General features: G+C 73.2%; 19 protein-coding genes. 10 read left to right on the top strand and 9 right to left on the bottom strand.

Going from position 1 to position 21,635, the window contains the following annotated elements; genetic code table 11:
• Entirely contained in the window at positions 1–1,428 is a 1,428-nt protein-coding gene (locus JOE68_RS18570) for an aldehyde dehydrogenase family protein (protein ID WP_204843579.1), read from the top strand.
• Entirely contained in the window at positions 1,421–2,311 is an 891-nt protein-coding gene (locus tag JOE68_RS18565) for an aldehyde dehydrogenase family protein (RefSeq protein WP_204843578.1), read from the top strand. Before JOE68_RS18570 ends, JOE68_RS18565 begins: the two co-directional genes overlap by 8 nt.
• 5 nt (positions 2,312–2,316) lie before the next feature.
• On the opposite strand, the gene JOE68_RS18560 is transcribed toward JOE68_RS18565, so the two are convergent.
• Complete coding sequence (locus JOE68_RS18560) at positions 2,317–3,168, bottom strand: carbohydrate kinase family protein (RefSeq protein WP_204843577.1); 852 nt, start codon at positions 3,166–3,168, stop codon at positions 2,317–2,319.
• A gap of 726 nt (positions 3,169–3,894) precedes the next feature.
• The gene (locus tag JOE68_RS18555; protein WP_204843576.1) at positions 3,895–4,461 is read right to left on the bottom strand and encodes an SMI1/KNR4 family protein; all 567 of its coding nucleotides are present in this window, start codon (positions 4,459–4,461) and stop codon (positions 3,895–3,897) included.
• Positions 4,462–4,589: 128 nt separating this feature from the next.
• On the opposite strand from JOE68_RS18555, the gene JOE68_RS18550 reads away from it, so the two are divergent.
• The 5 genes from JOE68_RS18550 to JOE68_RS18530 all read left to right on the top strand — a co-directional run bounded on the left by JOE68_RS18550 (position 4,590) and on the right by JOE68_RS18530 (position 8,500).
• Positions 4,590–4,913, top strand: coding sequence for a hypothetical protein (locus JOE68_RS18550; protein WP_204843575.1), 324 nt, complete (start codon positions 4,590–4,592; stop codon positions 4,911–4,913).
• A 3-nt stretch (positions 4,914–4,916) separates the two neighbouring features.
• The gene (locus JOE68_RS18545) at positions 4,917–6,092 is read left to right on the top strand and encodes a C40 family peptidase (protein ID WP_204843574.1); all 1,176 of its coding nucleotides are present in this window, start codon (positions 4,917–4,919) and stop codon (positions 6,090–6,092) included.
• Positions 6,093–6,096: 4 nt separating this feature from the next.
• The gene (locus JOE68_RS18540) at positions 6,097–6,471 is read left to right on the top strand and encodes a hypothetical protein (RefSeq protein ID WP_307819738.1); all 375 of its coding nucleotides are present in this window, start codon (positions 6,097–6,099) and stop codon (positions 6,469–6,471) included.
• Positions 6,468–7,223, top strand: a complete 756-nt coding sequence (locus JOE68_RS18535; RefSeq protein WP_204843573.1) for a YbaB/EbfC family nucleoid-associated protein — start codon at positions 6,468–6,470, stop codon at positions 7,221–7,223. The genes JOE68_RS18540 and JOE68_RS18535 overlap by 4 nt, the downstream gene beginning before the upstream one ends.
• A gap of 65 nt (positions 7,224–7,288) precedes the next feature.
• Positions 7,289–8,500 (top strand): SatS C-terminal domain-containing protein, encoded by a 1,212-nt coding sequence (locus JOE68_RS18530; RefSeq protein ID WP_204843572.1) that lies wholly within the window; start codon positions 7,289–7,291, stop codon positions 8,498–8,500.
• 732 nt (positions 8,501–9,232) lie between these two features.
• Here JOE68_RS18530 and JOE68_RS18525 read toward each other — a convergent pair.
• Positions 9,233–10,297 (bottom strand): adenosine deaminase, encoded by a 1,065-nt coding sequence (locus tag JOE68_RS18525; protein WP_204843571.1) that lies wholly within the window; start codon positions 10,295–10,297, stop codon positions 9,233–9,235.
• A gap of 415 nt (positions 10,298–10,712) precedes the next feature.
• On the opposite strand from JOE68_RS18525, the gene JOE68_RS18520 reads away from it, so the two are divergent.
• A complete protein-coding gene (locus JOE68_RS18520; RefSeq protein ID WP_372443361.1) occupies positions 10,713–11,969 on the top strand; it encodes a hypothetical protein in 1,257 nt (418 codons plus the stop codon).
• Positions 11,970–12,223: 254 nt separating this feature from the next.
• On the opposite strand, the gene JOE68_RS18515 is transcribed toward JOE68_RS18520, so the two are convergent.
• The 6 genes from JOE68_RS18515 to JOE68_RS18490 all read right to left on the bottom strand — a co-directional run bounded on the left by JOE68_RS18515 (position 12,224) and on the right by JOE68_RS18490 (position 18,984).
• A complete protein-coding gene (locus JOE68_RS18515) occupies positions 12,224–13,495 on the bottom strand; it encodes a thymidine phosphorylase (protein ID WP_204843569.1) in 1,272 nt (423 codons plus the stop codon).
• Entirely contained in the window at positions 13,492–13,875 is a 384-nt protein-coding gene (locus JOE68_RS18510) for a cytidine deaminase (RefSeq protein WP_204843568.1), read from the bottom strand. Before JOE68_RS18510 ends, JOE68_RS18515 begins: the two co-directional genes overlap by 4 nt.
• On the bottom strand, positions 13,868–15,133 hold the full coding sequence (locus tag JOE68_RS18505; RefSeq protein ID WP_204843567.1) for an ABC transporter permease: 1,266 nt from the start codon (positions 15,131–15,133) through the stop codon (positions 13,868–13,870). Before JOE68_RS18505 ends, JOE68_RS18510 begins: the two co-directional genes overlap by 8 nt.
• The gene (locus JOE68_RS18500) at positions 15,130–16,197 is read right to left on the bottom strand and encodes an ABC transporter permease (protein ID WP_204843566.1); all 1,068 of its coding nucleotides are present in this window, start codon (positions 16,195–16,197) and stop codon (positions 15,130–15,132) included. Before JOE68_RS18500 ends, JOE68_RS18505 begins: the two co-directional genes overlap by 4 nt.
• A complete protein-coding gene (locus tag JOE68_RS18495; RefSeq protein ID WP_204843565.1) occupies positions 16,197–17,753 on the bottom strand; it encodes an ABC transporter ATP-binding protein in 1,557 nt (518 codons plus the stop codon). The genes JOE68_RS18500 and JOE68_RS18495 overlap by 1 nt, the downstream gene beginning before the upstream one ends.
• 97 nt (positions 17,754–17,850) lie before the next feature.
• On the bottom strand, positions 17,851–18,984 hold the full coding sequence (locus JOE68_RS18490) for a BMP family lipoprotein (RefSeq protein WP_204843564.1): 1,134 nt from the start codon (positions 18,982–18,984) through the stop codon (positions 17,851–17,853).
• A gap of 452 nt (positions 18,985–19,436) precedes the next feature.
• On the opposite strand from JOE68_RS18490, the gene JOE68_RS18485 reads away from it, so the two are divergent.
• Positions 19,437–19,931, top strand: a complete 495-nt coding sequence (locus JOE68_RS18485) for a YbaB/EbfC family nucleoid-associated protein (protein ID WP_204843563.1) — start codon at positions 19,437–19,439, stop codon at positions 19,929–19,931.
• A gap of 17 nt (positions 19,932–19,948) precedes the next feature.
• On the top strand, positions 19,949–21,613 hold the full coding sequence (locus JOE68_RS18480; RefSeq protein WP_204843562.1) for a WXG100 family type VII secretion target: 1,665 nt from the start codon (positions 19,949–19,951) through the stop codon (positions 21,611–21,613).
• The last annotated feature ends 22 nt before the right edge of the window (positions 21,614–21,635 follow it).

Below are 21,635 nucleotides of genomic sequence, written 5' to 3'. Positions count from 1 at the left end.
ATGTGGGAATACGCTCCCGCGCCCGAGTCGCGGGACATCGCGAACCTCAAGCCGACCTACCGGATGTTCGTGGACGGCCAGTTCGTCGAGGGTTCCGGCGAACCGCTCAAGTCCGTCGACCCCGGCACGGAGGAGGTCCTGGCGGAGGTCTCCACCGCCGCGCCCGCCGACGTGGACCGCGCCGTGAAGGCCGCCCGCCGGGCCTACGAACGGGTGTGGGGCCGGATGCCCGGCGCCGAGCGCGCCAAGTACATCTTCCGCATCGCGCGGCTGGTCCAGGAGCGCGCGCGGGAGCTGGCCGTGCTCGAGTCGCTGGACAACGGCAAGCCGATCAAGGAGTCGCGCGACGTCGACGTGCCGACGGCCGCGGCGCACTTCTTCTACCACGCGGGGTGGGCGGACAAGCTCGGCTACGCCGGGTTCGGGCCCGCGCCGCGCCCGCTGGGCGTCGCGGGCCAGGTGATCCCGTGGAACTTCCCGATCATGATGGCGGCGTGGAAGATCGCGCCCGCGCTGGCGTGCGGCAACACCGTCGTGCTCAAGCCCGCCGAGACCACGCCGCTGACCGCGCTGGTGCTGGCGGAGATCATCCAGCAGGCCGACCTGCCGCCCGGCGTGGTCAACGTCCTGCCGGGCGCCGGTGACGTGGGCGCGGCCGTCGTGTCGCACCCGGACGTGGACAAGGTCGCGTTCACCGGGTCCACCGAGGTCGGCAAGGTCATCCAGCGGCAGCTCGCGGGCAGCGGGCGCAGGCTGACCCTGGAGCTGGGCGGCAAGGCCGCCAACATCGTCTTCGACGACGCGCCGCTGGACCAGGCCGTCGAGGGCATCGTCAACGGCATCTTCTTCAACCAGGGCCACGTGTGCTGCGCCGGCTCGCGCCTGCTGGTGCAGGAGTCGGTGGCCGAGGAGCTGCTGGAGAAGCTGCGGGCGCGGATCTCGACGCTGCGGGTCGGCGACCCGCTGGACAAGAACACCGACGTCGGCGCGATCAACTCGCGCGAGCAGCTGGTGCGGATCCGGGAGCTGACCGAGTCCGGCGAGGCCGAAGGCGCGCAGCGGTGGACGTCGTCGTGCCCGTTGCCGGACAAGGGTTTCTACTTCGCGCCGACGGTGTTCTCCAACGTGTCGCAGGCGATGCGGATCGCGCGCGAGGAGATCTTCGGCCCGGTGCTGTCGGTGCTGACCTTCCGCACACCCGACGAGGCCGTGGCGAAGGCGAACAACACGCCGTACGGGCTGTCGGCGGGTGTCTGGACCGAGAAGGGCTCCCGCATCCTGTGGGCGGCGCAGAAGATGCGCGCCGGGGTGGTGTGGGCGAACACCTTCAACCGGTTCGACCCGACCGCGCCGTTCGGCGGGTACCGGGAGTCGGGGTTCGGCCGCGAGGGCGGTCGCGCGGGACTGGAGGCGTACCTCGATGTCTGATCGGGTCTCCCTCGGCCGGGCCGAGAGCCGGGTCGCGGTGGCGAAGACGTACAAGCTCTACGTCGGCGGGGCGTTCCCGCGCTCGGAGTCGGGCCGGTCCTACCCGGTGGCGGACGCGAAGGGCGGGTTCCTCGCCAACGCCGCGCAGGGGTCGCGCAAGGACGCGCGCGACGCCGTCGCGGCGGCGCGCAAGGCGTTCGCCGGGTGGTCCGGCGCGACGGCCTACAACCGCGGCCAGGTGCTCTACCGGGTGGCCGAGGTGCTGGAGGGCCGGCGCGAGCAGTTCACCGCCGAGGTCGGCGCGGCCGAGGGCGTCGCGGCGAAGAAGGCGCAGGCGCTGGTGGACGCGGCGGTCGACCGCTGGGTCTGGTACGCCGGGTGGACCGACAAGGTCGCCTCCGTGCTGGGCGCGTCGAACCCCGTCGCGGGCCCGTACTTCTCGTTCTCGGTGCCGGAGCCGACCGGGGTGGTGGCGGTGCTCGCGCCGCAGCAGTCCTCGCTGCTCGGCCTGGTCAGCGTGCTCGCCCCGGTGATCGCGACGGGCAACACCGCCGTGGTGGTGGCCTCGCAGGACCGGCCGCTGCCCGCGATCACGCTGGCGGAGGTGCTGGCGACCTCGGACGTGCCGGGCGGGGTGGTCAACGTCCTGACCGGGCGGACCGCGGAGATCGCGCCGTGGCTGGCCTCGCACGCCGACGTGAACGCGCTGGACCTGACCGGCGCGCCGGCGGAGCTGCGGACCGACCTGGAGCGCTCGGCGGCGGGCACCGTGAAGCGCGTGCTGCGGGCGCGGCCGGCGGAGGACTTCGGCCGCGAACCGGACCTGGCGCGGCTGCGGGCGTTCCTGGAGTCGAAGACGGTCTGGCACCCGATCGGGGTCTGAGGGCGTCACGGCCTCCCCGGCGCGAGGCCCGGGGAGGCGAGGCACCGCGCGGCCTGGGCGGCGCCCGCCGCCAGCGCGCCGGGCGCGTCCGCTCCGCCGAGGTGCGCCACCAGGAACCCGGAGAAGAACGCGTCACCGGCCCCGTTCGCGTCCACGACCCCGTCCACCGGCACGGCCGGGACGCGGTGCAGCTCGCCGCCCACGACGGCCACCGCGCCCTGCGCGCCCAGCGTCGCCACGGCCGCGCGCGACCCGGCGGCCACGCGCGCGATGAGGAACGCGAGCAGGTCCGGCTCCGCCATGCCGTCGTCGTTGAGGAACAGGTAGTCCGCCGCTTCGACGAAGTCGCGGTGGTACTCGGCCGCGCCGTCGTAGTCGTGCACGTCGCACCACACCGGCACACCCGCCCGGCGGGCGGCGGCCAGCAGCGGCCGGGAGTGCTCGGCCAGGTCGATCACCGCCGCGTCCGCCGCCGCGAGCGCCGCCAGCGCCCGGTCGTCGTGCTGCGGGTAGCCCAGCTCGGGCAGGTCGAGGTAGATCGACACCCGGCCGCCGTCCGCCGACATCAGGTTCAGGTGCTGCTCACTGGCGCCCGGCACGACCTCGGCGATCACCTCCACCCCCGGGACCGCGAGCGCGCCGGCGATCGCCCGCCCGGCCTCGTCACCCCCGATGACGGTGCGCAGGGTGACCGCGGCGCCGAGCGCCGCGAGGTTGAGCGCCTTGCCCGCCGACGTCCCGCCCAGCACCGCCCGGTGCCCCCTCGCGAAGACCGTGTGCGGCTTCGGGTCCGGCAACCGCTCCAACTGCACCAGGCGATTCCACGCCACCGGCCCCGCCACGAACACCTGAGTCATGACGGCCATTGTGCTGGTCCGAACGGCCGATCACCCCGGACCGCCTCACCCAGCGTGTCGACCCGCTCACCAACCGCCCTCACACCACCGCCTGCCCCCACCTCCTGCCGACGAGCACAGCACCACGCTCCGATGAACACCCGACTCGCAGCTTGCGCTTCAGGACTGCACGCCCCGTGCAGTCCGGTGCTCTCGTGTTCTCCCCGTATGGCCTGCCCGGAGGGCTACCATGCTTTCTTGGGGGGTGCAAGCACGCTTTTCGCTTGCACCCCCCAAGAAAGCATGGTCGTCTTTGACAGGCCATACGGGGGGAACACGACCGCCGTTTCTTTTCATTCTCCTTGGCGGCCTGCCTGTCCGGCGAGGACTCTTTTGGTTTTTGATCTTGGATCGGTGCGGCACCTGATATTTCCTGGATCGGTGCGCGATCTTGGTATGAAGAGCGGCCGGGAGGCCCCCAAGGAGGAGGGAAGTGCGTCGTGTTCTCCCCGTACGGCCTGCCGGAGGCAATCATCTTTGTCGGGGGGTGTCAAGCGAAGGGCGTGCTTGACACCCCCCGACAAAGATGATTGGGCTGCGCCCAGGCCGTACGGGGAGAACACGAGGCACACGGCTGCGCTGAAGCGCCGCCGCGCGTAGCGCGGCCTGAGGCGAGAGCTGAGCGCCACCGCGCGGGGCGCGGCCTACGGGAGTTGAAGAGCCGCTGCGCGAGGCGCGGCTCGGGAGTCAGTCGGTGCGCCACCCGAGTCGGCCGTCGGTGGTGACCAGTGGCTCGCAGTGGCCGAGCCGGCCGCGGTGTTCGAGGACCGTGGCGACCTGGTCGAGCATCTCGTCCAGGCCGGTCCACTCCGGTTTGAGCATCTCGCCGCGCTCCCGGTCCCACTCGACCACGCAACCCGACAGCACGCCCGGCCGCAGGTCCACCGCCAGCGCGTCGCCGCAGCCGTCGAACGCGATGGGCAGCCACCTCGGGTGGAAGCCCGACGTCGGGGTGCCCGCCTCGGAGGCCGGGTCGGCCGGCCAGAAGTGCTTCTTGAGCCGCCAGGACCGCAGGGCGTTGCTCGGCCCCAGCGGCGTGTAGAACGGCGGCAGCACCTCGGCGAACGCCAGGTTGGCCGTGCCGCCGCAGACCGACCACCACGCGCGCAGGTCCGCCGGCGGTTCCAGGCCGCTCCCGGCCGCCAGCGCCTCGACCGCCGCGACGTCCTCACCGGGGACGAAGGCCGAACAGGTCGAGGGCGCGTGGTCCTCCAGCCACGCCAGGATCCGCTCCCAATGGCGCAGAACACCCACGTGGACATGATCACGTGAGCAAGCCTCGCGGGGTACCGCCCATCAGGGGAGGATCTGCGCCAAAGGCCACCCGGACCGCCGCCCGATGGGGCAGGATCGCCCCTGTCGGGCACCAGAGGGGGGAAGCAGTGGAACGGGGTTTCGGCGTCGACCTCGCCGCGCTGTCGACGTACAGCGGCACGGCGTCGGGTCTGGCCGGCGAGGTGGGCTCGGTCGGCACGTCGACGCTGGCGGGCGCCACGTCGCTCGCGGCGGGCAGCTTCGGCCGGATCGGGGACGAGGTCGGCCTCGGCGCGGCGTTCCGGCAGGCGGCGCAGGCCCAGGTGGACGGGGTGGCCGCCGCGGCGGCCGGGCTGTCGGCGTTCGCCGCGGCCGTGTCCCGGACGGGCACCGCCTACGCCGAGCAGGAGGCGCAGCACGGCGCCGACTTCACCCGGGCCTACCAGGTCTAGCCGGTGGACGTCGCGGGGTTCCTGGCCGCCCTCGTGCGGCCCATGGAGGACGACCTGGCCCGGCTGGAGGGCGACACCGGCGGCGCGACGCGCGCGGCGGACGCCTTCGGGCGGGCCGCCACGGCGCTGACCGAGATCGACGGGCGGCACACCGGGGCCGCCAACGCGGTGCTGGGCACCTGGTACGGCGAGCGGGCGAACTCGTTCCAGCAGCGGGTGGCGGCGTTCTCCGGCGGGGTGGGCACGCTGGCGGGCAACGCGACCGCCACCCGGACCGCCGCGACGGCGGCCGTGGACGCGGTGACCGGCGGCAGGAGCGCCATCCAGGGCCTCATCGACGACTTCACCGGGTGGGCGCAGCCCCGGCTGGCCGCCGCGGTCGCGGCGTCGCTGGTCGGCGGGCTCGGCGCGGTGCTCGCGGTGGCCGCCGACGTGACGGCCAGGGCCCGCGAGTACGAGGGCCGGTCGAAGCAGGAGCTGGACCGCGTGCGCACCGAGCTGACCGCCCTCGTGACGCAGCTGAACGGCCTGCCGAAACCCGACTTCACGGGCCTGGGCGACCCGCTGGGCGCCGATTCCGGCGGGAGCACGTCGACCTCGGCCGCCGAGGACGGCGGCGGGCGCGAGCCCTCGTCGCCCGGCGGTCCCGGCGGCGGTTCCGGCGGCAGCCCGGGCGGTGGCTCCGGGGGTTCCGGGGGCGGCGGCGGTTCGGGCGGCGGCGGCTCCGGTGGCGGCGGTGCGAGCGGGCCTCGCCTGCCGGTGGCCATCCCGCCGCAGCCGGGCACGGGCGTGGGCGTGAACCTGCCGGACGGCAGCTCCGCCGAAGCGCCCAACGAGACCGCCGCGCAGGCCGTGCGCAACGCGCTGTCCGCCCTGGGCACGCCGTACGTGTGGGGTGGCGCGAACCCGCCGCAGGGCACGGACTGCTCCGGCCTGACGCAGTGGGCGTACAAGGGGGCGGGCTTCGACGTCCCGCGGCCCGCGTCGTCGCAGGCGATGGGCGCGTCCGTGCCGCCCGGCCAGCTGCTGCCCGGCGACCTCGTGGTGTGGGACGGCCACGTGGCGATGGTGATCGGCAACGGGCAGATGGTGGAGGCGGGCGACCCGGTGCAGGTGAACCCGATCCGCACGGACAACATCGGCATGGGTTTCCTGGGCTTCTACCGACCGACGGGCTGAGGGCGTGGACGAGACGGCACGGGCGGCCGAGCGGGTCGCCGACGTGGGGGCGCGGGTCGCCGACCACCTGGCGCGCACCGGACCGGTGCTCGGCCGGGCGACCTCCCCGGACGGCGCGGTGACCGTGGTGAGCGCGCCGGGCGCGCCGCCGAGCGAGGTCCGGGTCTCCGCGGCGGCGCTGAACATGGGCGCGGACGCGCTGGGTGACGAGATCGTGCGCGTCGCCGCGCGGGCCGCGGCCGACGCGGCGGCGCGGCTGCACCGGTCGCTGGCGCGGGTGGTGGACCCGGCGACCGCGCGGGCGCTCACCGAGATCGGTTTCCCGGAGGGCGTCGAGGAGGACGACTTCGGGACCTCGTACCTGAGGGGGCCGCGATGAGCGCGCAGGAGGAGCGGCTGGCCGCCGCCGACCGGCTGGCCGAGGTGCTGGCGCGGGTCACCGGGACGGCGTCGCACCCCAGCGGGCTGGTGACCGTCACGGCGTCGGCCGTGGGCGCGCTGGAGTCGGTGCGCATCCGGCCGGCGGCGCTCGGGCACGGCCCGGACGCGGTGGGCCGCCTGGTCGCCGAGACCGCGCGGCTGGCCACCGACGCCGCGGTGCAGACCGGGTACAACGAGCTGGCGAAGACCCTGGGCGACGGCATGGCGATGGCGTTCGAGGACTTCGCCGGCCCGCCGCCGCTGCACCGGCAGGAGCCCCCGGCCGACGCCTCCGCGGGGGCGCCCGCCGGCACTTCGGCCAGGTCAGCCCCCCACGGCGGCGCCCACGCCCGACCGGGCGCGTTCGGCGACGCCCCGCCCCGACCGGACGGGTTCGGCGGTGCTCCCGCGCGGCCGGGCGCGTTCGGCGCGGGCCCGGCGCGGTCACCGGCGGCCGGCGGCCGTCCGGCGCAGCGGCCCCCGTTCGGCGCGCCACCGGCGCAACCGCCCGCCACCGGGGCCGCGTTCCCGCACCACCCCGCGCCCGGGAGCGCGCCCGCGCACCGGCCACCACCCGGGCCGCAGGAGCCCCCGGCGGCCTCCCGGCCGTGGTCGGCGCAGCCGGCGAAGCCCGCGCAGCGCCCCCGCCCACCGGCCGACGACGACGAGGACGACTTCTTCGCGGACCCTTTCCGTGGTCAACGGCGGTAGCCGGAGATCCACCCCGTACTCTTTCCCCCGCATCGCAAAGGGGCATGGCGTGACCGGGAGGTCGGATGGCACAGGACATCGTCCCGATCGAGCTGGGGCTCACCCAGGGTGATGTCGTCACCCTGTGGGCTCCGCGCTGGCGGGAAGAGGGCGAGGAGTGGGAGGCATTCCTCGGCCACGAGGAGGACCTGTACGCATTCCCGGACGCCGCGCACTTGGCGGCGTTCGTGCGCAAGGCCGAGGAGCACGACCTGACCGACCACCCCGCGTGGCACGTCGTGCCGGGGTTGTCCGTCGGCGAGCTGTCCCCGGACGACAACCACCAGTTCGACCTGGTGGGCGTGCCGGAGCTGGTCGCCGAGGAGCCCGACACCTGGGTCATCGGCGAACTCGCCGACGTGGTGGCGATCGTGCGCTCGCTGGCCGACGTGTGCGACCTGGAGAAGGTGCACGAGGTGCTGGACTCGGCGGAGGGCTTCGCCCTGCTGCCGCAGGGCACCCTGCCGTTCACCGGGCGCGAGGGCCAGGCCCTGTGGACCGAGATCGCCGAGGTCGTCTCCGAGAAGTGGGACGAGGTGCTCGACGCGATCGACGAGGTGGTCACCACCCCCGAGGTCGACGAGGGCGCGCTGGCGGTCGCGCAGGAGGAGCTGGCGGCCTTCGAGAAGGAGACCGCCGCCGTCGAGCCGGGTGAGGACGAGGCCGGCGACGACGACGGCGACGCGCCGGTCGGCTTCTGGGGCGAGGTCGGCATCGACCCGATCAAGGTCATCACCGGCGCCGGCGAGTACTACACGCTGCGCTGCTACCTGGACGACCAGCCGCTGTTCCTCGGCCGCAAGGGCCGGATCGACGTGTTCGGCTCGCCGCGCGCGCTGTCCCGGTTCATCGTGGAGGCCGACGACAACGACCTCGCCGAGGTGTCCACCTGGGGCGAGCTGGTGGTCAAGGCGACCGGCGGCGACTTGGAGGTCGAGGTCGACCCGGACAACGTCTACGTGCTGACCGGGCTCGACGAGGACATCGCCGACGGCCCGGACGGCATCGACCCGACGCAGCTCGACCTCGCGGTGGAGCTGCTGGAGGACGCCGGCGAGTGGGCGGGCGACGACGCGGTCAAGGTCGCCCTCAACCAGTCCGAATCCCTGGGCTGGCTGGTGTCCTACGTGCTGAAGCCCGACCCGACGCGTCTCGCGCCCAGCGCGCCTTACGACGCCGAGGTCGCCGCGTGGCGAACCCTCGTGGCAGCCTTCGAGGACCGCCTCAAGGTCCACTAGGACGAGCCGACCCACCACCGGAAAGCCGGTCCGCGCAAAGGCACCTCGCCACGCGGACCGGCTTTCCGCTTTCGGCTTCGCCCTTTCCCGCACACCCCGTGCAGTCCGGTGCCCTCGTGTTCTCCCCGTATGGCCTGCCCGGAGGGCTACCATGCTTTCTCGGGGGGTGCAAGCACGCTTTTCGCTTGCACCCCCCGAGAAAGCATGGTTGTCTTTGACAGGCCATGCGGGGGGAACACGACCGCTGTTTCTTTTCCTCCTCCTTGGCGGCCTGCCCGTCCGGCGAGGACTCTTTTAAGCTCTTCAGCCTCGGGCGGTACAGCACCGATTAGGTCCGTACCGCACCAGTTCTTACCCGGATCCGTGCGCGACAGAAGTATGAAGAGCGGCCGAGAGGCCCCCAAGGAGGAGGAAAAGAAAGGGCGGTCGTGTTCTCCTCCCCGCACGGCCTGCCGAAGGCAATCGCATTTGTCGGGGGGTGTCAAGCGAAGAGCGTGCTTGACACCCCCCGACAAATGCGATCGGGCTGCGCCCAGGCCGTACGGGGAGGAGAACACGAAGACACCGGTGTGCGCACGAAGTGCGCCACGGCTGCGGACAAAGCGCACGAGGTGCGCCACGGCTGCGGGCAGAGCGCAAAGGTGTGCCGCTCCTGCCCGGAAAGCAGCGCCGAACCCCCGTGACAGCGCAACGGGGGCGCTCCGGCGGAGCGCCCCCGTCCAAAGCGGATGCCTATCCCGCCAACCCGGCGTAGCCGGGCTCGATGACGTCCCGGATCAGGGCCCTGCGCTGCGGCAGCGGCAGGAAGGCGGCCTCCGCCGCGTTCACCGTGAAGCGGCGCAGGTCGTCCCAGCCGAAGCCGAACCGGTCCACCACCGTCTGGAACTCCCCGGACATCGAGCAGTCGCTCATCAACCGGTTGTCGGTGTTGACCGTGATCCGGAAGCCCAGGTCGTCCAGCCGCTTGATCGGGTGCTCGTCGAGCGAGGCGACGGCGCCGGTCTGGACGTTGGACGTCGGGCACATCTCCAGCGCGATCCGCCGGTCCCGCACGTAAGCCGCGAGGTGGCCGACCTCGTCGCCCTCGATGTCCTCGACGATGCGCACGCCGTGCCCGAGCCGCTCTGCGCCGCAGAACTGCACGGCGCGCCAGATCGACTCGGGGCCGTCCGCCTCGCCCGCGTGGATGGTGAAGTGGGCGTTCTGCCGGCGCAGGTACTCGAACGCCGACAGCTCGCGGGTGGCCGGGAAGCCCAGCTCCGGGCCGGCGATGTCGAAGCCGACGACGCCCGCGTCGCGGTAGCGGACCACCAGGTCGGCGATGCGCTGCCAGCCGTCGTTCTGCCGCATGGCGCACAGCAGCGTGCCGACCGCGATCCGGCCGTCGGCGGCGGCCACGCCCTGCCGGAAGCCCTCCTGCACGGCCTCGACGGCCTGCTCCAGGCTCAACCCCTTCTCGGTGAACAGCTCGGGCGCGTAGCGGATCTCGGCGTACACGACGCCGTCGGCCGCCAGGTCCTGCACGGCCTCGGAGGCGACGCGCACGAGCGCGGCCTCGTCCTGCATGACGCCGCAGGTGTGGGCGAAGCCCTCCAGGTAGCGGACCAGGGAGCCGGAGTTGGCGTTGTCGCGGAACCAGGCGCCCAGCACGACGGGGTCGGTCGTGGGCAGGCCCTGGTACCCGCAGGCGTCGGCGAGTTCGATCACCGTCTGGGGGCGGAGTCCACCGTCGAGGTGGTCGTGCAGCAGCACCTTCGGCGCGCTGCGGACGGCCTCCGGGGAAAGCGGGGTAGGCATGGTCGTCACGGTATACCGGCGGCCCGGCGGGATCGGGCGCGCGAACGGATGATCCACAACCCGGTAGGATCACCCCGGGCGCTCCCGCGTGTGACCACGACCACCCCTCGGGCGCACCCGGTCCCGTTGTGGACTCGTGATGCACAACTTTCCGCAACCGATCACCGGAACGCGGTCACTCGCTCGGGCGATGGTCACCTTGAGCACTCAAGGCCGCGCCGAGTGTTACCTTCGGGTAGCGTCGAGTGGGGTAACCCGAATGGAGCAGAAGCAAGCGCAGGACAGGCGATGCGCGCCGGGGGGTGGTACAGCCCCGGGCCCCGACCGGATTAGGCTGCCGGAGGTCTCCCCTCCCCTGGACGAAGGCATTCAAGCCGTGAACGAGAACAACAACTCCACGATGTCCTTCGATCGGATGCGCAACATGCTGACGCGCGCCGCGGAGATCCGTGAGAGCGAACAGCAGCAGATCTTCGATGCACTGGACGAGATCCACGCGCGGATGTCCCCGCTGGAGTCGCTGGGTTCCGTTCGCAAGCGCCTGTCCGAGCTGCCCGACCGGACCGAGGTCAGCGTGCTGGCCGAGCGGCTGGACGAGGCGCTGGCGCGGCTGGAGGCGCAGGACACCGCGGTCCAGGGCATCGGCCGGGCGGTCGACGGGCTGGTCGACCGGCTCGCCACGCCGTTCGCCCAGCTCGACGGGAGGCTGGACGGCGTCGCCGGCCGCTTCGAGGGCGTCGCCGGGCGGATGGACGGCCTGGAGGACAAGCTCTCCCACATCCACAAGCGGCTGGACGACCTGGAACTGCACCTGGACAAGCAGGACGGCAAGGTCGACGCCGTGCCGGCCGCGGTGACCGCACCGCTGCGGGAGCGCATCGAGACGCTGGAGGCCGCGCTGCGCGGTCGCCTCGACGAGGTCGACGAGGGCGTGCACGAGCACCTCGACGGCACCCGCGAGGCGTTGCAGCGCACCGTGTCCGACTCGGCGTCGGGCCTGCACGGCCGGCTGGACGAGACCCGCGACAACCTCAACGGCACGCGCGACGCGCTGGCCTCCTCGCTGGCGGACGCCCGCGAGAAGCTGACCGGTTCGCTGGCCGAGACCCGCGACGCCCTCGCCGGCTCGATCACCGACACCCGCGAGACCCTCTCGGCGTCCCTGGCCGACACGCGCAGCACCGTGCACGGCAAGCTGGACGAGGCCCGCGAGGCGCTGCACGCGGCGCTGGACGAGACCCGCGAGCAGGTCGACGCGACCGACCGCCTCGAAGCGCTGGCGCAGCGCCTGGAGCAGGTCACCTCGCGCCTGGACACGATGACCACCCGCCTGGACTCGGTGGAGGACGACTTCGCGACCCGCCTCGGCGACCTGACCGGCGTCGTGGAGCGGGGCATCGCGAAGGTGGAGGGCACGCTGGCCGCCCGGCCCGACGCCGACTCCCTGGCCTCCATGGTGCGCCGGAGCAACCAGGAGTCCGAGCTCCGCATCGGCGGCCAGCTGGACGAGGCCATGGCGACGTTCGCGGAGCTGATCCTCGGCGGCGGCTCGCCGACGCCTCCCCCGCCGCCCACCGCGCTGCCCCGCCCGCAGCGGCGCACCCGGAAGAACGGCCCCAAGAACGACAACCGGAACGTGGACGACGACGACCTCGCCGCCGAGGGCGCCTGACCACCGCGCACGGCGAAGAGCCCGGTCCCGTTCACGGGGCCGGGCTCTTCGGCTTCCCGAAGCGCCGCGACCCGACCGCCCGGAGCGCCGCAGGGCCGGTTCCCCGCGCCCGTGCGGACCGGCGCCCGCAGCGCCGCGGTCGGTTTCCCGCTACGCCACGCGGCGGGGTCGGAGCAGGAGCCACCGGGGCGGCGCGCGGTGAACCCTCGGGGGGCCACCGCTGCGGCGGAGCGCCCGCGACGCGACCGGCCGGCTCAGCCCCGGATGGTGTCGATCACCAGCGGCGGGCGGGCCGGGGCGGACCCGCCGATGCCGTACGCGCCCTCCAGCGCCTCCAGCGCGCCGGCGACCGCGTCGGGCGTGTCGGTGCGCAGCTCCAGCAGCGGCTGGCCCCGGCGCACCTCGTCGCCGGGTTTGGCCAGGCACAGCACGCCCGCCCCGGCCTGCACCGGGTCCTCCTTGCGCGCCCGGCCCGCGCCCAGCCGCCACGCCGCGACGCCCACCGCGTAGGCGTCCAGGCCGGTGAGCACGCCGTCCTCGGCCGCCTCCACCACGTGCCGGTGCGCGCCCTCGGGCAGCGGGGCCTCCGGGTCGCCGCCCTGCGCGCGGATCATGCGCGCCCACGTCTCGTACGCCTCGCCGCTCGCCAGCACGGCCGCCGGGTCGGCGGTGATCCCCGCGCGGGACAGCATCTCGGCGGCCAGGGCGACGGTCAGCTCCACGACGTCCGCGGGGCCGCCGCCGCGCAGCACGTCCACGGACTCGGCGACCTCCACCGCGTTGCCCACCGCGCGGCCCAGCGGCACGGACATGTCGGTCAGCAGCGCCGAGACCTCCAGGCCGTGGTCGACGCCGATCGACACCAGGGCCCGCGCCAGCTCCCGCGCCCGCTCCTCGGTCTTCATGAACGCGCCGGAGCCGACCTTGACGTCCAGCACCAGCGCCCGCGCGCCCTCGGCGATCTTCTTCGACATGATCGAGCTGGCGATGAGCGGGACGGACTCGACGGTCCCGGTCACGTCCCGCAGCGCGTAGAGCTTGCGGTCCGCCGGGGCCAGGCCCTCGGTCGCCGCGCAGACCACCGCGCCGACGTCGCGCAGCTGCGCGGTCACCTCGTCCTCCGACAGCCGCGCCCGCCAGCCGGGGACGGACTCCAGCTTGTCCAGCGTGCCGCCGGTGTGCCCGAGGCCCCGGCCGGACAGCTGCGGCACGGCCGCGCCGCACGCCGCCACCAGGGGCGCGAGCGGCAGCGTGATCTTGTCGCCCACGCCGCCCGTCGAGTGCTTGTCGACGGTGGGCCTGCCGACGTCCAGGGACAGCGTCGTGCCGGAGCGCACCATGGCGCGGGTCCAGCGGGCCGTCTCGGCGTCGTCCATGCCGTTGAGGTAGATGGCCATGGCCAGCGCCGCCATCTGCTCGTCGGCGACCAGGCCCCTGGTGTAGGCGTCGACCACCCAGTCGACCTGGGCGTCGGACAGCCGCCGGCCGTCCCGCTTGGCCCTGATGACGTCCACGGCGTGGCTCACGGCAGGTCCCCCGGTCCGAAGGCGTCGGGCAGCACGCGGCTCATGGGCAGCACCCCGGACGGCGTGTCGAGCAGGCAGTCCGGGCCGCCCAGCTCGTAGAGCACCTGCCGGCACCGGCCGCACGGCATGAGCAGCTCGCCGTCGCCGCCGCGGCAGGCGACCGCCACGAACCGCCCGCCGCCGGTCAGCCGCAGCTGCCCGGCCATCGTGCACTCCGCGCACAGGCCCACGCCGTAGGAGGCGTTCTCCACGTTGCAGCCGACGACGACCCGCCCGTCGTCGCACACGGCGGCCGAGCCGACGCGCAGGCCCGAGTACGGCGCGTAGGCCGAGCGGGCGGCCTCGACCGCCCGCGCGCGCAGGTCGTCCCACTCAACCACGGCGGTACACCACCCCGTCGGCGGCGGGCATCCGCAACCGCTGGGACGCGACGGCGAGCACGATCAGCGTCACCAGGTGCGGCGCGTACGTGGTCAGCTCGCTGGGCACCTCGTCGACGCTGTAGTACACCGCGTACAGGGCCGCCGCCGCGACGATCCCGCCGGCCGCCGCGAACCAGCGCCGGCGGACCAGCTGCCAGACCACGATGACCGCCAGCAGCAGCACCGCGCCGTAGATCAGCGCGAGGAACGTCTTGCCGCCGCTGCGCAGCTGGAGCCCGTCGGCGTAGCCGAACAGCGCCGCGCCGCCCAGCAGGCCGCCGGGCCGCCAGTTGCCGAAGATCATCGCCGCCAGGCCGATGAAGCCGCGGCCGTTGGTCTGGCCCTCCAGGTAGCCAGGCTGGCCGGGGTTGAGCACCAGGGCCGCGCCGCCGATGCCGGCCAGCGCGCCGGAGGCGATCACCGCGACGTACTTGTGCCGGTAGACGTTGACGCCCAGCGACTCCGCCGCGACCGGGTTCTCGCCGCAGGAGCGCAGGCGCAGGCCGAACCGCGTGCGCCACAGCACCAGGTAGCTGCCGACGACCAGCGCGATCGCCAGCATCGTCAGCGGGGACACGCCGGTGATCAGACCGCGCAGGATGCCCGCCACGTCCGACAGCCCGACCCGCTGCTGCGCTTCGAGGTCGGCCAGCCGATCGGACAGGCCGGGCGCGGAGTAGGTGTCGAACTTCGGCACGGCGGGCGACTCGCGCGGGTTGTTCGACAGCGGGAAGAAGACCAGCGTCGACAGGTACTTCGTCAGGCCCGCGCCGAGCAGGTTGATCGCCACGCCGGAGACGATGTGGTTGACGCCGAAGGACACCGTGGCGATCGCGTGCAGCAGGCCGCCCAGCGCGCCGAACACCGCGGCGGACAGCAGCGCCGCCCACGGGCCCCACTGGTAGCCGGCCCACGCCGCGCCCCACGTGCCCATGATCATCATGCCTTCGAGGCCGATGTTCACCACGCCCGCGCGCTCCGCCCACAGGCCGCCCAGCGCGGCCAGCAGGATCGGCAGCGCCAGCCGCACGGCGGTCTGGATCGTGCCGGTGGAGGTCAGCTGCGGCACGTCGGTCAGGTAGGAGGTGGTCGACAGCAGCACCACCGCGCCGACCACGCCGAGCACGCCGACCGCCCAGCCGGGCAGGCGGCGGGACTTCCGGGGCGGCGGGACGGTCACCGGCGCCTCGGAGGGGTTCATCAGGGACGTGCTCATGCCGCCACCGTCCCCAGCTGCCGGCCGACCCGGCGCTGCTCGGCGGCCAGCTCGAACCGGCGGACCACCTCGTAGGCGACGACCACCGACAGCACGATCGCACCCTGCATGATCGTCACGATCTCCCTCGGCACGCCGACGTTGTCCAGCGCCAGCCCCGACTTGTCCAGGAACGCCCACAGCAGCGCGCCGAACGCGATGCCGCCGGGGTGGTTGCGGCCGAGCAGGGCGATCGCGATGCCGGAGAACCCGATGCCCGCCGGGAAGTTCAGGTTGTAGGTGTGGTCGCGGCCGAGGATCTCCGGCATCGACACCAGGCCCGCGATGCCGCCGGAGAGCAGCATCGCGACCAGCACCATCTTCTTCGCGCTGACACCGCCCGCCGCCGCGGCCGTCGAGGACTCGCCGGACGCCTTGAGCTCGAAGCCGAACCGCGTGCGGTTCATCATCACCCAGTAGCCGACGCCCAACAGCGCGGCCAGGAACACCAGGCCGAACACCGTGCCGGAGGACCCGAACGGGATGCCGGGCACCCAGCCGGTCTCCGGGATCTCCGGCGTGCGGATGTTGTTGCCCCGCAGCTCGCCGAACACGTCCTCGCGGATCAGGTAGGCGGCCAGGCCGAGCGCCAGGCCGTTCATCATGATCGTGGAGATGACCTCGTTCACGCCGCGGGTGACCTTGAGGACCGCGGGCACCGCCGCCCACAGCGCGCCGACCAGCGCGGCCACCGCGATCACCGCCAGCGCGTGCAGGCCCGGCGGCAGCGCGATCGAGCCGCCGACGACGGCGGCGACCACGGCCGCCACCCGGTACTGGCCCTCCACGCCGATGTTGAACAGGTTCATCTGGAACCCGATGGCCACCGCGAGCGCCGCGATGTAGTACGTGCCGGTGCTGTTGACGATGTCCACGGCGGTCGTGCCCTCGCCGACCTGCGACACCATCACCCCGAACGCCTCGAACGGGTTGGCGCCGGACACCGCCAGCGCGATGCCGCACAGCAGTGCGGAGAACAGGATCGCCAGTGCGGGCGGCAGCAGCTTGCCGCGCAGGATTCCCATTACTCGCCTTCCGGTTCCGCGTCGGCGGCGCCCGTGGCGCCCGCGCCGGTCATCGCGCTGCCCAGGTCCTCCGGGGTGACCGAAGCCGGGTCGGCGTCGGCGACCAGCCTGCCGCGCAGCATGACCTTGATCGTGTCGGACAGGCCGATCAGCTCGTCGAGGTCGGCCGAGACCAGCAGCACGGCCAGCCCGCGGGCCCGCGCGCGCTTGATCTCGTCCCAGATCAGCGCCTGCGCGCCCACGTCGACGCCGCGCGTGGGGTGCGAGGCGATCAGCAGCACCGGGTCGCCGGACAGCTCCCGCCCCACCACCAGCTTCTGCTGGTTGCCGCCGGACAGCGCGGCGGCGGGCACGTCGATGCCGGGCGTGCGCACGTCGAAGTCGGCGACGATGCGCCGGGTGTCCTCCTTGGCGCCGGGCAGGTTCAGCCACCGGCCGCCGGAGACCGGCTCGCGCGTCTGGTGGCCGAGGATGCGGTTGACCCACAGCGGCTGCGTCAGCAGCAGCCCCTGCCGGTGGCGGTCCTCCGGCACGTAGCCGATGCCCGCCTCGCGCCGGGCCAGCGTGCCCAGCCGGGTCAGGTCGCGGTCGCCGAGCAGCACGCGGCCGTGCGTCGCCCGGCGCATCCCCATGATCGTCTCGACCAGCTCGGTCTGGCCGTTGCCCTCCACGCCCGCGATGCCGACGACCTCGCCGGACCGCACGGTCAGGTCGATGCCGTCGAGCACCGGGCGGGCGCCCCCCGCGGTCACCAGGCCCAGGCCCTGCACCCGCAGCACGACGCGGTCGGTGACGGTGGACTCGCGGGTCTCCGGGCTGGGCAGCTCGCTGCCCACCATCATCTCCGCCAGCTGGCGGGAGCTGACGGCCTTCGGGTCGGCGGTGCCCACCGTGGTGCCGCGCCGGATCACCGTCACCGAGTCCGCGATCGCGCGCACCTCGTCGAGCTTGTGCGAGATGAACAGGAACGTGAAGCCCCGCTCCCGCATCCCGCGCAGGGTGGCGAACAGCTCGTCCACCTCCTGCGGCACCAGCACCGCCGTCGGCTCGTCCAGGATGATCACCCGGGCGCCCCGGTAGAGCACCTTGAGGATCTCCACGCGCTGGCGGTCGGCGACGCCGAGGCGCTCGACCAGCACGCCGGGGTCGACGGCCAGGCCGGTCGACGCGGCCAGCTCCCGGATGACCTTGCGGGCCCGGCCGCCGATGCCGTGCAGCGCCTCGGCGCCCAGCACGACGTTCTCCTGCACGGTCAGGTTGTCGGCGAGCATGAAGTGCTGGTGCACCATGCCGATGCCGGCCCGGATGGCGTCGGCCGGTGTCCTGAACCGGACCTGCCTGCCGGCGACCTCGATGGTGCCCTCGTCGGGCTGCTGCATCCCGTAGAGGATCTTCATCAGCGTGGACTTGCCCGCGCCGTTCTCGCCGCACAGCGCGTGCACTTCGCCCGCCCGCACGGTCAGGTGCACGTCGCTGTTGGCGACCACGCCGGGGAACCGCTTGGTGATCCCGGACAGGACCACGGCCGGGGCGTCGGCAGGGGTGCTGGTGCTCATTCGGGGCTCCGTCTGCGTTCCGGCTCGCGCCGGGGGTCGAAACCACGCAGCGGGCCTCGCGAGGCGGCTCGCGAGGCCCGGTGCGGTGCGGTGCGGATCAGCTGGAGGGCTTGTCCGAGACCTTGATCGCGCCCTCGACGATCTGGGCCTTGTAGCCGTCCAGCACCGCCTTCAGCTCGTCGTCGATCTTGCCGCCGGAGGTGGAGTAGCCGACGCCGTCCACCTTCAGGTCGAACACCTTCGGCAGGTTCGCCAGGTCGTTCTTGGCGACGGCCTTGACGAAGTCGTACACCGCGACGTCGACGCGCTTGAGCATGGACGAGATGATCACGTCCTTGGACTCGGCGACGGTGGCCTGGTTGTACTGGTCGGAGTCGACGCCGATGGCCTTGACGTTCGCGGTCTTCGCGGCGGAGAAGACGCCCTTCCCGGACGCGCCGGCGGCGTGGTAGAGCACGTCCGCGCCCGCCTCGATCTGGCCCTTGGCGGCCTCCTGGCCCTTGGTCGGCTCCTGGAAGCCGGTGAAGTCGCCCGCCGGGGTCAGGTACTTCTTCTCGACCTTGATGTCCGGCGCGGCGGCCTTGGCGCCCTGCTCGAAGCCGGCGTCGAACTTCTGGATCAGCGGGATCTTCACCCCGCCGATGAAGCCGACGCGGCAGCTCTCGGACTGGTAGGCGGCGATCACGCCGGCCAGGAAGGAGCCCTGCTCCTCGGCGAACACCAGCGGCGTGACGTTCGCCGCGCCCTCGACCGCGCCGTCCACGATGGCGAACTTGACGTTCGGGAACTCCGGCGCGACGACCTTCAGCGACTCGGCGTAGGCGAAGCCGACGCCGATGATCGGGTTGTAGCCCTCGCTCGCGAGCTGGCGCAGGCGGGTCTGCTTGGCGTCCTCCGCCTCGTTCGGGGCGGCGGTCAGCTCCTTGACCTCGGCGACGCCGAAGTCGGCCTTCGCCTTGTCCAGCCCGGCGGCGGCGGAGTCGTTGAACGACGCGTCGCCCCGGCCGCCGATGTCGTAGGCCAGGCCCACCTTGAGAGCGCTGCCGTCCACCTTCTCGCCGGCCGAGGAGCTGCTGGTGGCCGCGGCGGCGGCCGGCGGCTTGGGCGCCAGCTTGCACCCGCCCGAGGCGTTGTCGGTCGAACCGGAGTCGGCCCCACCGCCGTCCTTGGCACAGGCGGCCATCGACAGAACGCTGGTCAGCGCGATCGCGGTCACCGCGATGCCACGCATTCGACGACGCACGGCTTCGTCTCCCTCCCTGCTCAGCGAGCAGACACTCCCCCGACGGCGTTGTCGGGCTCCGAGTGGCGAACCGTACCCCGTGGTAACGACGACCGCCCACGCACCGGTCCGCGCGTGACCTAAATGGTGCGGGATCGCCCACCCGCCCCGCCGTCGGAGGGCGGCGCGCCCGTCGCCGAGCCGATCCGCGCCGTCACCGCCCGGTCACCGGGTCCCGCGGGGCCGCGCCCGCGCGTCACGGCTCGCGCCCGGCCGGTCACGCCGACCGGCCGGCCGGGTGCGGACCGTGGTGCTCCCGCTACCACCGGTCGCGGTGCGACGGTGGTAGTGGTCGGTTTCGACACAGTGTTGCGAATCACCCGTTGGCGGGGCGTTGGGGGCGCGTTGGTGACTTTCGGTGGACTGCAGGCTGCACCGGTATCCGCCAGCAGGAGGCAGCCTTGGACCCCCGGCAGTGGCTGGACGACTACGAGTCGCGCCTGGCCGACCTGACGCAGAAGTCGGCCGACCTCCAGGAGAGCGTCGCCGCCGCGAACGGCCGGGCCACCAGCCGGGACGGCGCGGTCACCGTCACGGTCGGGCCCAACGGCGGGCTGCTGGACCTCGAACTCGGCCACCGCGCGTGCGAGCTGGGCCCGGCCCGGCTGACCGCGCTGATCCTGGGCACCGCGCGCGCCGCGCAGAAGCAGGCCGCGCAGAAGGTGATGGAGGCGTTCGAGCCGATCGGCACGGGCACCGAGGCGATGCGGATGTACATGGACGCGCTGCCCGACGACCCGGACGACGTCGCGCCCGACGACCACGACCCCGACCCGGACCCGGAGCCCGAGCCGCCGCGCCCGCCCGCGCCGCCGCAGCCGCCGGCCCGGCCCCGGACGGCGGCCCGCCCGGCCCGGCGCGACGACGAAGACGACGACGACAACCAGCCCTGGTGAGCTAGGAAGGCCCTGCGATGACCGCCCCCGAAACGCCGATCGCCTCGCCCCCCGGCATGAAGATCACCGAGGAGAACAAGCTCAAGGGCACGCTGTTCATCGAGGCGTTCGACGGCTTGATCGACTCCATCAACAAGGACGCCGAGACCGAGACCGAGCGCGTGCTGGACATCACGTTCAACGCGATCGGCGCGGCGTCCTCGGTGGTGATGTTCGCGAGCGACCCGCTCGGCAGCCTCATCGGCGCGGGCATCGGCTGGCTCATCGAGCACGTCTCGTTCCTCCGCGAGGGCCTGGACAAGCTGATGGGCAACCCGGAGGAGATCCAGGCCCACGTCGACGCCACCAAGAAGCAGGCCGTCGACATGCGGGTGCTCGCCGACGACCACAAGCAGGGGCTGGCCCCGGCCGAGGGCTGGACCGGCCCGGCGGCCGAGAAGTTCAAGCACAGCATGACGGGCGTGGCCCAGAACCTCGACGACCTGGCCGGCACGCTGGAGACCAAGGCCAAGATCGTCGCGGTGTGCGGGATGCTCGTGCAGGTCCTGCGCGACATCGTGCGCGACCTGATCGCCCAGCTCCTCGGCAGCCTGATCGGCGGCGCGATCACCGCCGCCGCCCTCGCGATCCCCACCCTGGGCGCGTCCATCGCGGCGTTCATCGGCTTCGCCGTCGGCAAGGCCGTCGCGCTGGGCACCAACATCGCGGCCCGCATCGCGCGGCTGATCCCCGCGCTGGCCAGGCAGGTCGCGCGGCTGGGCAAGCTGGACGACATCGTCAAGAAGATCAAGGACGGCTGGGACCGGTTCGAGAACATCGCCGACGTCGGCGAGATCGGCTGGGAGGGCTACAAGTCCGTCAAGGACGTCGACAAGGACATCGAGAAGGGCCGCAAGGAGGACGACGAGAAGGACAAGCTCGACAAGGCCGACCGGGACGCCGAGGAGGCGAACAAGCGGTACACCGACGCCAAGGAGGAGGAGAAGAAGCAGGGCGACGAGCTGAAGGCGGCCAACGACGCGCTGAAGGAGAAGTCGGACCGGGCGGCCGAGGCGAACCGGCGGGCGAACGAGGCCGCCGAGGAGGTCGACCGGGCGGCCCGGTCCGGCGACCAGGCGGCCTACGACCGGGCACGGGCGAAGTTCGACGCCGCGAAGGCCGCGGCGGACGCGGCCCGCGCCGAGGCGGCCGAGGCGGCGGAGACCGCCGCCGATGAGGCGCGCGACCTGGCCGACGCGTCGAAGCAGTCGGCCCGGGCGCTGGCCGACACCAAGCCCTCCGACGAGGCCCGGGAGCGGGCCTACGACGAGTACAAGCAGAACAACCCCGGCGGTCAGCAGGACCCGGCGCGGTCGGCGGCGGAGAGCGACCTGTCGAGCAAGAACGACGCGGCCAAGCAGGCCAACGCCCGGTACGAGGACGCCAACGCGGCGTTCACCGAGGCCAACGCGAAGGCGGCCGAGGCCAACGCGCGGGCGTTCGCGACCGGCAGCGAGGCCGACATCAGGGCGGCCGAGCGCGCCGCCGCCGAGGCCGAGGCGGCGCGCGAGCGGGTCGACGAGGCGGCGACGCAGGCCAAGTCCGCCGGCGACTCGGCGAAGCGGGCCTACGAGGACTACCAGGCCAAGTACTCGAACACCGGTGGGGGCGAGAAGACCAAGAGCCCTTCCGCCCAGGTCTGACCCACTCGGAGAGAGCTGCTCA

The organism is Saccharothrix algeriensis (assembly GCF_016907655.1).
GTDB classification, from domain to species: domain Bacteria; phylum Actinomycetota; class Actinomycetes; order Mycobacteriales; family Pseudonocardiaceae; genus Actinosynnema; species Actinosynnema algeriense.
This window is presented reverse-complemented; position numbering and strand designations above follow the sequence as displayed.

Excerpts from the sequence above, each read along its gene's own strand:
- JOE68_RS18480 (WP_204843562.1), top strand. The coding sequence starts at position 19,949 with ATGACCGCCCCCGAAACGCCGATCGCCTCGCCCCCCGGCATGAAGATC.
- JOE68_RS18520 (WP_372443361.1), top strand. The coding sequence starts at position 10,713 with ATGCGCAACATGCTGACGCGCGCCGCGGAGATCCGTGAGAGCGAACAG.
- JOE68_RS18490 (WP_204843564.1), bottom strand. The coding sequence starts at position 18,984 with ATGCGTGGCATCGCGGTGACCGCGATCGCGCTGACCAGCGTTCTGTCG.
- JOE68_RS18570 (WP_204843579.1), top strand. The coding sequence starts at position 1 with ATGTGGGAATACGCTCCCGCGCCCGAGTCGCGGGACATCGCGAACCTC.
- JOE68_RS18560 (WP_204843577.1), bottom strand. The coding sequence starts at position 3,168 with ATGACTCAGGTGTTCGTGGCGGGGCCGGTGGCGTGGAATCGCCTGGTG.
- JOE68_RS18565 (WP_204843578.1), top strand. The coding sequence starts at position 1,421 with ATGTCTGATCGGGTCTCCCTCGGCCGGGCCGAGAGCCGGGTCGCGGTG.
- JOE68_RS18495 (WP_204843565.1), bottom strand. The coding sequence starts at position 17,753 with ATGAGCACCAGCACCCCTGCCGACGCCCCGGCCGTGGTCCTGTCCGGG.
- JOE68_RS18535 (WP_204843573.1), top strand. The coding sequence starts at position 6,468 with ATGAGCGCGCAGGAGGAGCGGCTGGCCGCCGCCGACCGGCTGGCCGAG.
- JOE68_RS18530 (WP_204843572.1), top strand. The coding sequence starts at position 7,289 with ATGGCACAGGACATCGTCCCGATCGAGCTGGGGCTCACCCAGGGTGAT.
- JOE68_RS18505 (WP_204843567.1), bottom strand. The coding sequence starts at position 15,133 with ATGAGCACGTCCCTGATGAACCCCTCCGAGGCGCCGGTGACCGTCCCG.
- JOE68_RS18525 (WP_204843571.1), bottom strand. The coding sequence starts at position 10,297 with ATGCCTACCCCGCTTTCCCCGGAGGCCGTCCGCAGCGCGCCGAAGGTG.
- JOE68_RS18500 (WP_204843566.1), bottom strand. The coding sequence starts at position 16,197 with ATGGGAATCCTGCGCGGCAAGCTGCTGCCGCCCGCACTGGCGATCCTG.